Here is a 15933-nt window from a genome sequence, read left to right on the forward strand (position 1 = left end):
TACAGGAAGATGCCCAGATAATACGCAGGTAGGTCATCTGTCTATGGCGTCTTTTGCCAAGCATGCAAGAAGTATAGTGCCTTACCCCTTTTTTGTTACACCGGTCGCTGAAACCGCTGTCTTGCCTGTTCGACCCGATCGCGGGTGATGCAACTTAGCGAGTGATCATTAAGTAGCCCCATTGCCTGCATAAAGGCAAAAGCGGTCGTTGGGCCAACGAATTTCCAGCCGCGCTTTTTCAACTCTTTGGAAAGTGCGATGGATTCAGGCGAGGTGGTCTGGGTTTGCGGCGCGGCGATTGAATCGGCGCCTGGCTCGTAACGCCAGAAGAAGGCGGCCAGCGAGCCTTCCTGTTCCACCATTGCTTGCGCCCGCTGGGCATTATTAATGACGGCTTCGATTTTACCCCGGTGGCGAATAATACCCGCGTCGTGTAGCAAGCGTTGCACGTCATCTTCGCTAAAGTGGGCAACCTGATGAAAATCGAAGTGGTGAAATGCAGTGCGGAAGTTCTCGCGTTTATTGAGAATAGTGCGCCAGCTCAAGCCCGACTGAAAACTCTCTAAGCAAAGCTTCTCAAATAGCCGCTGATCATTGTCTACTGGAAAGCCCCACTCGTTATCGTGGTAGGGAAGAAACTCAGGCGCGCCGCCACACCATTGGCAGCGAGGGTGACTATCGGGGGCAATAAAATCGGGCATTGAGCGCTCCTAAATGTGTGGTCTGAGATGTTGGTGGCTTAAGCTTAACCATGTATCGCAAAGCCACTCGCCTGCAGCTAAAAGCTCGGTTTCTGTTGAGCCCGCATAGCCGAGCACTAACCCTGGGCGCTTGTTCTCGGAAAGGTAATAGCGTGAAAGTGGAGAAAGCGTGATGCCCGCTTCACTGGCGTGTTTAACGAGCATCCCCTCTTCCTCAATAGTATCGAGTTCAGCTAAAAGATGCATACCCGCATGGCCGTCAGAAAGCTTAAGCCCGTTGGCTACCGCAGGTGTTAACGCGGTGCGTAAGCAGGCTTGGCGCTGGCGATAAGCGGCCCGCATACGGGTGATGTGGCGAGTAAAATGCCCGCTGGTAATAAATTCTGCAAGCGCCGATTGGACGGGATAGTTACCTTCACGGTGCAGTCGGGCATGGGCACGTCTGAAGTCGTGGGCAAGTGTATCAGGCAGCACCAAATAGCCTAAGCGTAAGCCGGGATAGAGCACTTTACTAAAGGTACCGACATAAATAACCGATGCCTGTTCGGCAAGACCCTGTAGAGACGGCGTTGGTGGCGTGTCGTAACGAAATTCGCTGTCGTAATCGTCTTCAATGATCCAACTACCAGCGTAAGAAGCATACTCAAGTAACGCCAGTCGCCTGGGGACTGGCATGGTAACGCCGCTGGGATATTGGTGGGAGGGTGTCACGTAAATTAGCCGAGGTGCTGGCGCCTTCTCAGGGGCAAGTGACGGGTTTAACCCTTCTTTATCGACGGGGATGGGCGTTACCGTTAATCCTGMCGCCMGAAAACAGGCCTGGGCGCCGCCGTAACCCGGCTCCTCCATCCAAACCGAATCCCCATGATCGGTGAGTAGTTGAGTAATCAGTTCAAACGCCTGCTGGGCGCCTTGGGTAATCACAATCTGTTCTGGTTGGCAGCGCACCGCGCGGGAGAGTCTTAGATAGTCACAAAGAGCCGCTTTGAGTACAGGTAGACCACCGCTGGTTTGATAATCCATCCATGCCATTTCCGCGTGATAATAGTGACGCCGTAAAAGGCGCTGCCACTGCTCGCGGGGAAACAGGTCGAGCGCCGGGACGCCTGGGGCAAAGGCGCGATGGTCGTGGCTCAACGTTCCGCTTAGTGTTAATAGCTTGTTACCCCGGCTTGAGTAGCGAACAGGCAAAGGTGGCGGAAGCTCTGCTCGGGTTAACAGCGCGGGGAGGTTCGCCACATAGAGTCCTGCTCCCTGGCGGGCAATCAGTAACCCTTCCGCCAGTAGCCGATCCATGGTGGCCAGCACCGTATTACGGCTGATACCCAAAGCGCGAGCCAAGTAGCGGGAAGAGGGAAGCGCATCGCCAGCCGTCAGCTCACCGTGCTGAATCCACTCCTTAAGCGAGCAGTAAAGCTGCTGAACCAGCGTGGTGGCATCATGTGGGTTTAGCCTTAGCGCTAGCGCCTCCGCAATCCAGTCGCTGGCAGCGTCACGTCTTTTCACTGGTTCCCTCAATTTGGCGATAAGTGGCTCTTTATCATAGACCACTATAGCGGCAAGCTTTGTTGAATCACCACCCAAATGGAGCAGTCCTTATGGTTAACGTTCGTTCGGCAGTACTCAATGACTTGGAACCACTTAGTGGTTTACTCGATGGCTATCGTCAGTTTTATAAGCAACCGAGTGATATTCAGGCGGCGCGTGATTTTTTCGAGCAGCGCATGGGGCTAGGGGATTCATTCATTCTGGTTAGCGAGAGCAGTGAAGGTGCGCTCACTGGGTTTGTGCAGCTCTACCCTGGGGTTTCCACGGTGGGGTTAAATGCGCGCTGGACGCTAAACGATCTCTTCGTGTTGCCGGAGTGTCGCGATAAAGGCACCGGAAGGGCATTGATGGAAGCCGCCACCCAGCTTGCCCATGATCACGGCGTTGCACGTTTGATATTAATGACGCAGGTAGAGAACGAACGCGCCCAACACCTTTATGAATCACTGGGCTGGCAGCGTAACACCGCTTTTTACGGCTATTTACTGGACGTTAAATAATAAAAGGTTATAGATGCGTGCTTAAGTGGCATTTTCTGGCAACTTACACACATCCACCCACTCGGCATTGACCAGTTCGGCTAGGCGCTTTGGGCTTAGGCGCACGGCGCTGGTGGGTGAGCCTGCGGCGGGTAGCACTTCGTCATAGGCGTGGAGCGATTCATCGCAGTAAACCGGCAGGTCGGTGGCGAGGCCAAAGGGACAAACGCCGCCGATGGGGTGGCTGGTGAGTTCCATCACCGTCTCGGCGTCGAGCATTTTGGCCTTGCCGCCGAAGGTATCGCGAATTTTGCGATTGTCGATACGCGCATCGCCGCTGGCCACAATGAGTAGCGGCTTTTCACCGACTTTGAATGCCAGGGTTTTGGCAATTTGCCCTGGTGCTACGCCATGGGCATCAGCGGCCAATTGCACCGTTGCGGTGCTGGTTTCAAGCTTCTCAATTTTCACATCCGGTGCATGCTCGGCAAAAAACTGGCGAACGGTTTCGATGCCCATCGTGGCCTTCCTTAGTCGGTAACTTTGGTCGATTAAATGATTAATCTAACGTGCTTTTAGTGCTTTAGCCAAGCCACTGTGGCGTAGTGATCTTGCTCGGCTCACGCTGCATGATGATCTCGCCGTGGCGTACGGAAAGCAGCACTTCGCCCTGATTGCGCAGCACGCTGTAATCATCCTCGCCCTCCAACAGGTTGAAGCTGGCGGGTTTGCCGACCTCAATGCCATAACGCTCTTCAATATTGAGCGTGCGGGCGCTGTTATCGGTAATTAGTGAAAGCGCCTGGCTGAAATCTTGGTAGCCCATCATTTGGCAGATATGCAGGCCAAAATCCAGCGTGCGCAGCAGCTTGCCGTTACCCAAGGAGTACCAGGGATCGAAGATGGAGTCCTCGGCAAAGCAGACGTTAATGCCTGCTGCATTTAGCTCCTTAACACGCGTCACGCCGCGCCGCTTGGGGTAAGTGTCAAAGCGCCCCTGCAGGTGGATGCTTTCGGTAGGGCAGGAGACAAAGTTAATACCCGAGCGTTTTAGCAGCAGAAACAGCTTGGAGCAGTAGGCGTTGTCGTAGGAGKGCATCGCCGTGGTGTGGCTGGCGGTAACGCGACTGCCCAGATCGTTGAACAGTGCTTCACAGGCCAACACTTCGAGAAAGCGCGAGTTGGGATCGTCGATTTCATCGCAGTGTACGTCCACCAAACGGTCATACTTGATCGCCAGCTCGATCACCCGCTTCATGGAGGCCACGCCCAGCTCGCGGGTGTATTCAAAGTGAGGAATGCCACCGACCACGTCGGCGCCGATTTCCAGTGCTTCTTCCAGTAGTTTATCGCCACCTGGGTAGGAGAGCAGGCCATCCTGAGGGAAGGCGACCACCTGAATATCTATTTTATCCTTCAATTCATCGCGCAAGGCGCACAGGGTTTTGATGCCGATGAGGCTGGGGTCGCTGGTATCGGCGTGGGTGCGCACAAACTGAACGCCGTTGCCGATTAGCAGGTTTAGGGTTTTAAGCGTGCGCTCGCGAATATCCGCTTCGGTGAGCATGGACTTGCGTTCACCCCAGCGCTCAATGCCTTCAAACAGCGTGCCACTCTGGTTCCAGCTTGGCTCACCTGCCGTAAGGGCGGCGTCCAAATGGATATGGGGCTCAATAAACGGCGCACAAACGAGCTTGGCGCCCGCATCAATCTGGCCATTGCTCGCGGTTAGCGGCGCGTCCTGGGCGGTAATCGCTGTAAATTCGCCGTTCTCAATCTCAATACGGTAAAGCTCGGGGCGTTGGCGTAGGCGGGCGTTGATAATTTGCATGCTCATATAAAACAGGGGCTCACTTATTGTTTGGCAGTTGATGGGAGGCTATCACCCAGCGTAGCGTGCTTTAGGCGCAGCAGCACGGCGTAGCTGCCCGCGGCCACCGCCACGCCCACCAGCGGGGGCAATAACGGTGAAAAATAGGCGGCTCCGGCGCCCAGCGCATAGGCAGCTAAGCCTCGGCGGTTGAAGTCTGGTAGCTGGGCGGTCGCTAGCGCGGGATAACGGCCTTTATGCTTAAGCCAAAAGTCTGCCATGATCACCCCGCCCATGGGGGGTATAAAGGTGCCCAGCAGCACCAGAAAGGGAATCAGTAAGTTATACATGCCACCGACCGCCAGTACGGTACCTATCGCCGCACCACCTACCGTGACTAAACGGCGTTTTTCGGTACGTAGCAAATTGCAGCCCGCCACGGCGAAGTTGTAAATGGTGTTGTCCTGGGTGGTCCAGATGTTTAGAAACAGCATCAGCACGGCGATGGTGACAAAGCCCTGTGCGATCAATACATCAACAATATCCGCCTGCTGGTAGATCATGGTGCCCAGGGCACCGGTAAGCACCATTAAGCCGTTACCCACAAAGAAGGCCGCCATCGTGGCGATCACAGCAATTTTGGGTGACTGGGCGAAGCGACTCCAGTTAGTCGCTTGGGTGCCGCCGCTGATAAAGGTGCCGATAATGACGGTAATCGCCGCTGCCACGCTCATGCTCTCCGTGGGCGTTTGCTGGCTCAACCCCGCAAAGCCGCGCGCATCCACCAGCCCGGTGAAAAGGCTGATCAGGATAAACAGCATCATGGCGGGGACGGCAAAGCGTGAAAGCCAGTCCATTCCCTTGTAGCCGATCATGGCGGTGATGCAGAAACCAAAGCCAAACAGCACCATTAAGGGGATTTCCAGCCATTCAGGCATCCCGGTGGTGCGTACCAATACCAGGGCGATAGTCGCCGTGCCCCAGGCGTACCAGCCGATTTGGGTAAAGCCGAGAATAAAATCGGAGAGCTTGCTGCCTTTTTCGCCGAAGCAAAAGCGCCCCATCAGCACTGAATTGAGTCCGCTTTTACAAGCGATATAAGCAAGTGCTGCCGCGTAAGCCCCCAGTAGCAGGTTGCCAATCAGTATGATCCACAGCAGTTGGCCAATCGAGAAGGCCTGACCCAGCGTGCCGCCCGCCCACATGGTGGCGGTGAAAAACGTAAACCCAAGCAGTACTGCCGAGGTAGAAAGCAGGCCCTTGCGGGCGCTGGTAGGGACTTCACTTAAGGGATAGTCAGAGTGGTGCATGGCAAGCTCCAGGTAATATTCTCCTGTTGATATAAGCAACCCGCGTGCCAAGTCATACTCAACGTTTCACAGCGTGTTTTCCACCAATAAACCACGCATTAACGTTTCCACGATGCCGCTACTCTCATCCGCAAGAGAATGCTGCTGAGGATCCKGCAGCCAGTCGAAACAGACGCCAATCAAAAAGCCGTGAAATTGGCGTCGAGCGCTGGCCGGGGTAAGGTCGGCGCGTAGATTGCCTTCTTGTTGGGCCTGTTCAAACAATTGCTCTACTCGTGCCTCGGCGTTCTCAGAGAGTCGAGTGATCATGCAAATCCGTGGGTGCTCCTCTTCCAGTTTCTCGCAGCGGTGCAGCACGATGGTGGCTGCCCTCTGCAGTGGCAGGTCGTGGGAAATGGCTGCCAGCGAGCGTAGAGCAATCTCGCGTAAGCAGTCTGCCGGTGCTGAGCCTAGGCGTTCCACCACCTCATCGACAATTTCATCCAGAGGGACACGCACGCGTTCCAAGAGTGCATCGAACAATGCAGCTTTGTCTTCAAAGTGCCAATAAATGGCCCCACGTGTCACGCCTGCTGCCTGGGCGATGTGCGCCAAGGTGGTACGCGAAACGCCTTGGGCTAAAAAGGTGGTCTCTGCCGCGTCCAGAATGATTTCTCGGGTACGTTCGGCGTCGGCCTTACGACGGGACATAGCGGCTCCTATTATTAAAATAAGCGGTATTTTGGCAGTGATGGATAGCAAAGTCGCCAGTTGGTGATTATTATACACTTCACTGACATTCATGAATGTCAGTGAAGTGACTATATTATTCAACTCGTGTTCTGAATGCAGGTTTAAAAATCCTCACTGACCGCCATCAAGGAGCCTCTCGTGGCCGTTACTCTTCTACGTTCATTGCCCGTCATACTGGCCCTGCTCGTGCTAACGGGCTGCGAGCAACCCCAGGCGCAGTCAACTGATGCAACTCGGCCAGTAAAGTTGATCACCTTGCAGTCAGCCAATGCCGCCGCCTTGCGGCAGTTTCCGGCGCGGGTGGAAGCCTCTACGCGCAGCAATTTGTCATTTCGTATGGCCGGGGAGCTGCTAGAGCTCAATGTGAGTCCTGGCCAGCGAGTGAGCGAAGGCGAAGTGATCGCACGCATTGATGATCGCAATGTCCAGAGCGAGCTCGATAGCGCTCGCTCGCGCTTGGAGCTAGCTGAGGCAACGCTGGAACGCATGCGCTATACCCTGCAACGCGGGGCGGTGAGTCAATCCCAGTTTGATGAGTCGGAGAGTGAGTGGCGGGCCGCCCGGGCCACTTTTGAGCAGGCCCAAGAACAGGTAGAGCATACCCAACTGCGCGCCCCTTACGATGGCGTGATTGCCCAAGTCCCGGTGGATAACCGCCAGATTGTTCAGGTGCAGGAAACGGTTGCGGTGATCCAGCAGCCAGGGCAGCTAGACGTGGTATTTCATCTTCCCGAGCAGATCGTGCAGCGCATGCCACGCAGCAATGGAGCGCCCTTCGGGGATGCGTTGGCGTTCGAAGTGCGCTTTGGTAATAGCGACAAGCCTTACCTCGCCCAGTTGTCTTCCTACACCACCCAGGCAAGTGCGCAGAGCTTGGCTTACGAAGTCACGCTCACGCTGCCCCAGCCGGACGATATCACTCTGCTAGATGGCATGAGCGCCAATGTACGCTTGGATTTAAGCGCGCTGCAAACCGATCAAGCTGTCCCGCTATGGCGCCTTCCTCCGGACGCCGTAAGCTATTCGGGTGACAACCCCGAACAGGCCCAAGTCTGGCGCTTTATTGAACCCCAAAGCGTAGAGGCGGTGCCGGTTGAGGTAGGCACCTTAACCTCTCAGGGGCTTGAAGTTACGGGTAATTTATCAGCGGGGAACCGTATTGTGGCGGCGGGTGCTCACCGTTTAACCGCGGACACCAAGGTGACGCCGTGGGAAAAAGAGCAGGGGCTTTAATATGGTCGACTACTTCTTACGCCACCGCGCCGCCAGCTATTTAATGACCGTGGTGCTGCTAGCGGGCGGCGCGCTATCGTTTTTAGGCATGGGCCAGCTGGAGTTCCCCGAATTTACCATTCGCAATGCCATTATCACTACACAGTACCCCGGCGCAACGCCTGAAGAAGTCGAGCAGGAAGTCACCTCGACGCTGGAAGAGTCGATCCAGGCGATGTCATCAATCAAGCGTATTAGTTCGGTAAGCTCTGATGGCCTCTCGCAGATTACCGTCGAACTTGAAAGCACGGTACAAAACGAAGAATTGCAGCAACTGTGGGATTCGCTGCGCCGTAAAGTGCAGGATGCCCAGGCCTCGCTACCACCAGGGGCGAGTCAATCCCGCGTTAACGACGACTTTGGCGATGTATTTGGCTTTATGGTCAACCTGACCGGCGATGGTTATAGCATGCCGGATCTGGCTGACCACGCTGACTTTCTCAAGCGCGAACTTGCCCTGGTTAATGGGGTCGCGAAGGTATCGCTGAGCGGGGAGCACGAAGAGCGCATCTATATCGAAGTTGATCGCGAACGCCTGCGTGCGCTCAATATTCCGCTTTCTCGCCTACAGCAACTGCTTGAGACTCAAAATGCAGTGGCGGACTCAGGGCACCTTAAACAGGATGGCCGTCGTTTTCGCATCACGCCCACGGGCAGTGCAGCGAATATTGAAGATCTGCGCGCCCTGATTGTCAGCGAGGGCGATGGCGAGTTGGTACGGCTGAGCGATATTGCCGATGTGAGCCGTGAGCTGGCGGAGCAGCCCCAGCAGCTTTACCGCGATATGGGTCGACCGGCGATCTCGCTGGGTGTCTCTTTTGAAAGTGGTGTAAATGTGGTCGAGGTGGGCGAACGGCTAGAGCAGCGTTTGGATGAACTGCAAAACCGCACACCACTGGGCATGGAGCTAAACGTCGTTTACAACCAACCCCAGGTGGTCGATGACGCGGTATCCGGTTTCCTGGTCAGCTTGATCCAGGCGGTGGCCATCGTCATCGTGGTGCTGATGCTGTTTATGGGATGGCGCAGTGGGCTGTTAATGGGCTTTATCCTACTGATCACCATTATCGGCACCTTTATGTTGATGCGCTTTCACGGGTTACAGCTGGAAAAGATCTCGCTGGGGGCGCTGATTATCGCCCTCGGGATGCTGGTGGATAACGCCATTGTGGTCACCGAAGGTATGCTGGTGGGGTTAAAGCGCGGCAGCACTATTCGTGATTCGGCACACCAAGTGATTCGCCAAAACGCCTGGCCCTTGCTGGCGGCCACGCTAATCGCGATTGCCGCCTTTGCGCCCATCGGTTTATCGCCCGACACCACCGGTGAGTTCATCGGCTCGCTATTTTTCGTGCTGCTCTACTCTCTGCTGCTGAGCTGGATTACGGCGCTGACGTTAACACCCTTCTACTTCAAGCTGTTTTTCCGCAACGTTGCCCCCGGCGATGGTCAGGAGGATCCCTACAAAGGCGTGGTTTACCGTTTCGTAGGCCGCGTCATTATCGCCGGTATTCGTTGGCGCTGGCTAACCTTGGCGCTGATGGTAGCGGTGTTGGCGGGTGCGGTGGTCGGCTTTGGTTCGGTTAAAAATGCCTTTTTCCCGGCCTCGAATACACCGATCTTTTTTGTCGATTACCGCACACCGGAAGGTAGCGATATTCTCGAAACCCAGCGCCGCGTTAGCGAGTTGGAAGAGAGCGTGATGGAGATGCCGGGGGTTCGCCACCTGACCACCACCGTGGGCGGCGGGGCACAGCGCTTTACCCTCACCTATTCGCCGGAAGACCGCTACGCAAGCTATGCGCAGTTGATAGTCGAAACTGATGATAAAGCGACCCAGCATGACCGCATGGCCGACGTTGAGAAAGTGCTTGAGCGCGACCATAGCGATATTGACTATAAAATCGCTCCGTTGGAAGTGGGCCCCGCACCGAAAGCCAAACTAGAGGCACGCTTCTACGGCAGCGACCCGGTGGTGCTACGCCAGTTGGGCGACCAGGTGGAGGCCATGTTCCGCGATACGCCGAATATGACCAGCGTGCGCACCAGTTGGCGTAACCGCGTGCAGGCGATTGAGCCTGTCTTTCTTGAGGATACCGCGCGTAGGCTGGGTGTCTCCCGTGAAGACCTGGCCAGCACCCTTGCGCTGAGTACCAGTGGCAGTCAGGTGGGTGTTTACCGCGACGGCAGCGATCTGATTCCGATAGTGGCGCGGGCAATTCCTGAGCAGCGCCACGATGTGGATAACCTTGGCTCACTTAACGTATGGAGCGCAGAGCAAAGCCGCTACATTACCGCCGATCAAGTCATCAGCGATATCACCACACAGGTGGCGGATCCGCTGATTATGCGCCGCAATCGCGAACGCATGCTGGCGGTATACGGCGAGCCTGATCCGTTAAGCGGGGTGACCGCCGCCAGCGTATTGGCCGAGATTCGCCCAAGGGTGGAAGCGTTAGATCTGCCCTCGGGTTATCGGCTGGAATGGGGCGGTGAGTACGAGACCGCTGGTGAAGCGCAAAGTGGGCTGTTTGCTTCGCTGCCGCTGGGGATAGTGATGATGTTTATTCTCACTGTGGTGCTGTTCAATAACTTCCGTCAGCCGCTGGCTATTTGGTCGCTGGTGCCATTAACCATTATTGGCGTAGTCGGCGCGTTGTTGCTCACCGGTATGCCTTTCTCGTTTATGGCGTTGCTGGGCACACTTAGCTTGATCGGCATGGTGATCAAAAATGCTATCGTGCTGGTGGAAGAGATCAACGTGCAATTGCCGCTGCATCAGGATCGCTACCATGCGGTAGTGCGGGCAGCGGTCAGCAGAGTGAGACCGGTGTCGATGGCCGCGTTGACCACCATGCTGGGAATGATTCCGCTGATTGGCGACGCCTTCTTCGCCAGCATGGCGGTAGCGCTGATTGGTGGTTTGGGTGTGGCCACGCTGTTAACCCTGGTCGTGTTGCCGGTGGTCTACTGCGTGCTTTATCGGATTCGCGTACACCCCGATAAATAATCCTGAGAAGATTCTCTGCATCTTAGCCGTGGGCTTGATCAAGCCACGGCTAAGATATTCTTTTTACCGATATATTTTGCATGATCTCGTTGCTATATCTGCCGATGTTCAATGCTTCCGCCATTTACTCCCGCTCGCAAATAGTTTCTATTCTCATTAGTGAAAATAATTCTCAAATTAGACTAAAGTATATGTCTTTCAGGCCGATAGCAGTATCTCTTAAAAAATAATGGTCGATTTAAGTTAATCTAAAGCCGCTGGAAGTGCTCTAGCTAGATTATATAAATTGCCAAAAGCTAATGGATCTGGCCTGGAGGCATTCCGCACATGAATCGTTTACTTAGTAATCTATCAGTCAAATTGGGTCTAACCCTTGTTTTAGCCATATTTGCATTATTAATAATAATTATTGCGTTTCTCGGTCATCGAGGCGGAGAAGAAGGAAGCTCATCCCTTAGAGAGGTCGACCGTGCAGCAGACCAAATGCGGTCAGTTAGCCGAGGGCAGCTATCAATTGCGAACGCTCAACTTTTTTACTTGAATAGCTATGTCGCGGCTTATGAAGGTGATACTCGCGCAGCGCGTGATTACCTGACTGAAGCACAGAGCATGCAACAGGATGCTCAGGAGTACTTTTCGAGATTTGAGTCAATCGCTATTCAGACGCCCTTTGTAGAAACTTTAATAGCCAATTTCCAGAGCTTGACGGAACAGGGGTTGAGGCCCCAAGAAGTGGCGTTGGCAGCAGGTGATGAAGCACAGTTTCGCAACGCCAGAGAGACTGCCAGTGATTTAAATCAGCAGTTTATCGATGCGAGCATTGCCTATAACGATTACATGGCTGAACAAAATAAATTAATGGTTGCCGATTATGAAAACGATATGCAATTGATTGCCTATATTGATATCGCCGTACTCATAATTGCAGCATTAATGGTGCTGTTTGTGCGCATCGCTATGGTGGGGTCGATTGTAAAACCACTGAACGAGGCGGTAGGGCACTTCGAACGTATCGCCCAAAATGATCTTTCCGGCAAGGTCAACGCGCGGGGCCGGAATGAAATTGGCAAACTGTTTAGTGCCATGCAACATATGCAGGGCAATTTAGTTAAAACGGTTTCGGAAGTACGTAATAGTAGCGGCTCGATTCATATCGGCGCGCGTGAAATTGCCAGTGGCAATGCCGATCTATCGTCGCGTACCGAGCAGCAGGCCTCGTCGTTGCAGGAGACAGCCGCCAGCATGGAGCAGTTAACCGCGACCGTTAAACAAAACGCCGATAATGCCCGTCAGGCCAGTCAGCTGGCGAACGACGCCTCAAGCACCGCAAGTAACGGTGGCGAAGTGGTTGAGAAAGTTATTACCACCATGCACGGTATTACTGATAGTTCGCAAAAAGTGGCGGATATTATTACCGTTATCGACTCTATCGCCTTCCAAACCAATATCCTGGCGCTTAACGCCTCCGTGGAAGCTGCGCGGGCAGGCGAACAGGGTCGTGGTTTTGCCGTGGTGGCGAGTGAAGTGCGTAACCTGGCAAGCCGCAGTGCCGATGCCGCCAAAGAGATCAAAGCACTGATTGAGGCGTCATCAACCCAGGTGAAAGAGGGCTCGGTATTAGTCGAAAGCGCCGGTGTGACAATGCGAGATGTGGTCTCCTCGGTGCGCCGCGTGACCGATATTATGGATGAAATCTCAGCAGCGTCCCAAGAGCAGAGTTCGGGGATTGAGCAGGTCAACCAAGCGGTTGCCCAGATGGACGAGGTCACCCAGCAGAACGCGGCCCTGGTTCAAGAAGCTTCTTCGGCGGCGAGCTCACTTGAAGATCAGGCAGCGCGACTTGAAAGCGTTGTGTCGGCCTTCCGTTTAGCCGAAGGGGAGAGTCATACGCAGCATGCTCCACTAACCTCGCCGCGTTTATCCTCACAACACTCTTCACAACAGCCTGCGCTTATGCGGCCAGCACTGAGTAGCCAAAAAACGAATAGCGCTGACCAGGATTGGGAAGCTTTTTAAGCCCCAGGCTTTATTTAGCTTTCAATAGCTCAACGGCCGTTCTGCGCAAGAAAAACTGCCAGTCATAAAGATTCGCGCGGGAGAGATATCTCCCGCGCGAATCTTTATAAGTGCTTAATTTATTTAGACAGTAGTCCGCTGGCAAAAAAGTCAATTGTTAAAAAGTATGAACTCTATGTTGTAGGTTAGGTAGGGGTTGTAATATCAGCCAACCCAAAAGGCCGCTGACTCTTACTGGTTAAATAGGTTTAGGTCGGTCTCCTTTATTACCTTAAAGCAAGCCGAGGCATTGACGCATCGGTATCGAGGCTACTTATCTATGAATCGACTACTTAGTAATATCTCAGTGAAAATGAGTTTGACGCTCATACTCGCTATTTTCTCAATAATAATATTAATAATTGCTTTTCTCAGTCACCAATCGGGGAAACAGGGGGGAGAGTCCCTTGACGAACTAGATAATGTCGCCATGCATCAAATGCTGCCTCTCAACCGTACACAACGATCAGTTTCCTATACGCAGCTATTTTATTTGAATAGTTTAGACGCAGAACATGAAGGTAATACTGGCGTAGCGAGTGATTACCTCACTCAAGCGGTAACTTTTCAAACGGCTGCCCAAGAATTCTTTGCAACTTTTGAATCATACGATCCTCATGCAACTCAGCCAGAGCTGGCTGACGCGGTGATCACTGCCTTTAATAACCTTATGCAGCAAGGTCTAATCCCTCAAGGCGAAGCATTACAGGCAGGCAATGAGGCTCGCTTTCGCACTGCACAAGAACTAACCAGTGATTTGAATCAGCAGTTTATGGAGGCGAGTATAGCCTTTAATGAGTACTTGGTTGAGCGCGGCGACCAATTGATTACCAGTTATGAAAGTGAAATGCAGCTCTTTGGTTACATTGAGTTGGCAGCCCTTATTATCGCTGCATTAATGGTTCTATTTGTGCGCATCGCCATGGTCGGCTCAATTGTAAAACCGTTGAACGAGGCGGTAGCGCACTTTGAACGTATTGCCCAAAATGATCTTTCAGGGAAGGTCAGTGATCGTGGACGTAATGAGATTGGTAAGCTGTTTATCGCCATGCAGCATATGCAGAGCGGCTTKGCCAAAACGGTTTCTGAAGTGCGTGATAGCAGCGGATCGATTCATATCGGCGCGCGTGAAATTGCCAGTGGCAACGCMGATCTGTCGTCGCGTACCGAGCAGCAGGCTGCCTCGCTGCAAGAAACCGCCGCGAGCATGGAGCAGTTAACCGCTACCGTTAAACAGAATGCCGATAATGCCCGTCAGGCTAGCCAGTTAGCTAATGATGCATCGAGCACGGCCAGTAACGGCGGTGAAGTGGTTGAGCGAGTGATTTCCACTATGCATGGCATTTCAGGAAGCTCGCAGAAAGTCGCTGATATTATCAGTGTTATTGACTCTATCGCCTTTCAAACCAATATTCTGGCACTCAATGCCTCGGTGGAAGCGGCGCGGGCGGGTGAGCAGGGGCGTGGCTTTGCGGTAGTGGCCAGCGAAGTGCGTAATCTTGCGAGCCGGAGTGCGGATGCCGCCAAAGAGATCAAAGCACTGATTGAGGCGTCATCAACCCAGGTGAAAGAGGGCTCGGCATTAGTCGAAAGCGCCGGTGCAACGATGCGAGAAGTGGTCTCTTCGGTACGCCGCGTGACCGATATTATGGATGAAATTTCTGCGGCGTCTCAGGAGCAGAGCTCGGGCATTGAGCAGGTCAATCAAGCGGTCGCCCAGATGGACGAAGTGACCCAGCAGAATGCGGCCCTGGTTCAGGAGGCCTCTTCGGCGGCGAGTTCACTTGAAGATCAGGCTGCGCGGCTTGAAAGCGTTGTCTCTGCCTTCCGTTTAGCGGAAGGGGACGCGGTTGCCCATCCAGCCCCTTTGGCACCGGCCAAGCCGCAACAAGCATTGCTTCGGCCAGCACCCCGGGTAGCGCAGTCGAAAAGCGCTGCGGATAACGAGTGGGAAGAGTTTTAGGTCAACAATTCTTTCTTGTCTGACTGCTCCCCCTCTTTAGCGGCTGTTGTGAGAGGGGGAGTTTCGCGAAGTCTTAGTTATCTGATGAGCTCAGCGCCGCTGATACTTCATCGATTTGCAAGGCTAAGCTTTGCAAACCGCCCCCGGAGAGATACCACAACGCGGGTGTTAGCATGACAACCCGCGCTTTCTCGGCACCCGCTTCTAAAAGCATTTGCGCTAAGGCATCCGCGTCGGCAGGTTCATCGCCAATCGCAGCGCTGCGGTCGATCACCAGCACGATCTCTGGATTAATTTCGGCAACGGCGTCAGCAGAAAGCGGCGTAAAGGTGCGGGTACCGCGGGTTTCTGATGTCACGCTATCAGGCATCTCAAGTGCAGCTACACCCAGCACACCGTGAACCACCGCGTGCTGGTTTAACATCAGGTTGCCGCCATTATGAGTCACTACCAGAGTGCTGGGAGCGTTGCTCAGAGCTTCTCGCTGGGTTTCAATCCTGTTGTGTAGGATTTCAAGGGCTTCTTCTGCTGCAGCTTCTGCGCCAGTCTGACTGGCTAGTTCGCGCACATTAGCGTCAAAAGCGGCAAGGTAATCGTCGCCTTGCAGGCTAGTGTTTAGTAGAGGGGCGATATCGCCGAGTTCGTCTTCCCAGTCGCCCTGGCGGCCGGTGTAGAGAATCAAGCTGGGCTCGCTTTCGCTTAGGGCCTCCATATCCGGCGAGCGAAGGCCGCCGATATCGCTGTATGTTTCTTCTAAGTACTGTTCCAGATAGTCCGGCAAGCTGGATTTGGGCACACCCACCACCTGCTCGCTTAAACCTAATGCATCTAATGTATCCAGGCTGCCTAAATCAAAGGTGGCGATACGCTGGTCGGCGCTCGCGGCGGCGCTGGCCAGAAGTAGCGTTGCAGTGAGGGTTGTGAGAGCGGTTGTGGTGATAGCAGCGTGCTTCATTGGGCTTCCTTTTATGAGAATATATTCTATATGAGATGACTTCTCATATTGCCAAGGAAGTTGCCTTTTGTCGCTATTGGATCATGGAACAGCATGTT

The 15933-nt window shown here is 54.0% G+C and carries 12 protein-coding genes; 5 read left to right on the forward strand and 7 right to left on the reverse strand.

Features of this window, described 5'->3' with window-relative positions:
• Positions 1-95: 95 nt before the first annotated feature.
• A complete protein-coding gene (locus HALO_RS03555; RefSeq protein WP_035580885.1) occupies positions 96-701 on the reverse strand; it encodes a DNA-3-methyladenine glycosylase I in 606 nt (201 codons plus the stop codon).
• Between the two features lie 9 nt (positions 702-710).
• A complete protein-coding gene (gene pdxR / locus HALO_RS03560; RefSeq protein ID WP_050714119.1) occupies positions 711-2207 on the reverse strand; it encodes a MocR-like pyridoxine biosynthesis transcription factor PdxR in 1497 nt (498 codons plus the stop codon).
• 92 nt (positions 2208-2299) lie between these two features.
• Between pdxR and HALO_RS03565 the strand changes: the two genes are divergently transcribed.
• Positions 2300-2749 (forward strand): GNAT family N-acetyltransferase, encoded by a 450-nt coding sequence (locus HALO_RS03565; protein ID WP_035580883.1) that lies wholly within the window; start codon positions 2300-2302, stop codon positions 2747-2749.
• 21 nt (positions 2750-2770) lie between these two features.
• Here the strand turns inward: HALO_RS03565 and HALO_RS03570 are convergent, their stop codons facing one another.
• The 4 genes from HALO_RS03570 to HALO_RS03585 all read right to left on the reverse strand — a co-directional run bounded on the left by HALO_RS03570 (position 2771) and on the right by HALO_RS03585 (position 6538).
• The gene (locus HALO_RS03570) at positions 2771-3247 is read right to left on the reverse strand and encodes a YbaK/EbsC family protein (protein ID WP_035580882.1); all 477 of its coding nucleotides are present in this window, start codon (positions 3245-3247) and stop codon (positions 2771-2773) included.
• 64 nt (positions 3248-3311) lie between these two features.
• Positions 3312-4565, reverse strand: coding sequence for a cytosine deaminase (gene codA / locus HALO_RS03575; RefSeq protein WP_050713048.1), 1254 nt, complete (start codon positions 4563-4565; stop codon positions 3312-3314).
• 17 nt (positions 4566-4582) lie between these two features.
• Positions 4583-5848 carry a cytosine permease gene (codB, locus tag HALO_RS03580; RefSeq protein WP_035580877.1) on the reverse strand — a complete coding sequence of 422 codons (1266 nt, stop codon included), beginning with the start codon at positions 5846-5848 and terminating at the stop codon, positions 4583-4585.
• A 66-nt stretch (positions 5849-5914) separates the two neighbouring features.
• A complete protein-coding gene (locus HALO_RS03585; protein ID WP_050713049.1) occupies positions 5915-6538 on the reverse strand; it encodes a TetR family transcriptional regulator in 624 nt (207 codons plus the stop codon).
• A 180-nt stretch (positions 6539-6718) separates the two neighbouring features.
• Between HALO_RS03585 and HALO_RS03590 the strand changes: the two genes are divergently transcribed.
• The 4 genes from HALO_RS03590 to HALO_RS03605 all read left to right on the forward strand — a co-directional run bounded on the left by HALO_RS03590 (position 6719) and on the right by HALO_RS03605 (position 14880).
• The gene (locus HALO_RS03590; protein ID WP_050713050.1) at positions 6719-7813 is read left to right on the forward strand and encodes an efflux RND transporter periplasmic adaptor subunit; all 1095 of its coding nucleotides are present in this window, start codon (positions 6719-6721) and stop codon (positions 7811-7813) included.
• Between the two features lies 1 nt (position 7814).
• Positions 7815-10862 (forward strand): efflux RND transporter permease subunit, encoded by a 3048-nt coding sequence (locus HALO_RS03595; RefSeq protein ID WP_035580870.1) that lies wholly within the window; start codon positions 7815-7817, stop codon positions 10860-10862.
• 327 nt (positions 10863-11189) lie between these two features.
• The gene (locus HALO_RS03600; protein WP_050713051.1) at positions 11190-12878 is read left to right on the forward strand and encodes a methyl-accepting chemotaxis protein; all 1689 of its coding nucleotides are present in this window, start codon (positions 11190-11192) and stop codon (positions 12876-12878) included.
• A gap of 319 nt (positions 12879-13197) precedes the next feature.
• Entirely contained in the window at positions 13198-14880 is a 1683-nt protein-coding gene (locus HALO_RS03605) for a methyl-accepting chemotaxis protein (protein ID WP_050713052.1), read from the forward strand.
• 73 nt (positions 14881-14953) lie between these two features.
• Here HALO_RS03605 and HALO_RS03610 read toward each other — a convergent pair whose 3' ends face one another.
• On the reverse strand, positions 14954-15835 hold the full coding sequence (locus HALO_RS03610) for an ABC transporter substrate-binding protein (RefSeq protein WP_035580860.1): 882 nt from the start codon (positions 15833-15835) through the stop codon (positions 14954-14956).
• Positions 15836-15933 lie beyond the last annotated feature (98 nt).

Source organism: Halomonas sp. R57-5, from assembly GCF_900070345.1.
Taxonomy (GTDB): domain Bacteria; phylum Pseudomonadota; class Gammaproteobacteria; order Pseudomonadales; family Halomonadaceae; genus Vreelandella; species Vreelandella ventosae_B.

Bases quoted from the DNA above. Each gene is read 5' to 3' on its own strand.
- HALO_RS03555 (WP_035580885.1), bottom strand. From the start codon at position 701: ATGCCCGATTTTATTGCCCCCGATAGTCACCCTCGCTGCCAATGGTGT.
- HALO_RS03565 (WP_035580883.1), top strand. From the start codon at position 2,300: ATGGTTAACGTTCGTTCGGCAGTACTCAATGACTTGGAACCACTTAGT.
- HALO_RS03570 (WP_035580882.1), bottom strand. From the start codon at position 3,247: ATGGGCATCGAAACCGTTCGCCAGTTTTTTGCCGAGCATGCACCGGAT.
- codB (WP_035580877.1), bottom strand. From the start codon at position 5,848: ATGCACCACTCTGACTATCCCTTAAGTGAAGTCCCTACCAGCGCCCGC.
- HALO_RS03595 (WP_035580870.1), top strand. From the start codon at position 7,815: ATGGTCGACTACTTCTTACGCCACCGCGCCGCCAGCTATTTAATGACC.
- HALO_RS03600 (WP_050713051.1), top strand. From the start codon at position 11,190: ATGAATCGTTTACTTAGTAATCTATCAGTCAAATTGGGTCTAACCCTT.
- HALO_RS03610 (WP_035580860.1), bottom strand. From the start codon at position 15,835: ATGAAGCACGCTGCTATCACCACAACCGCTCTCACAACCCTCACTGCA.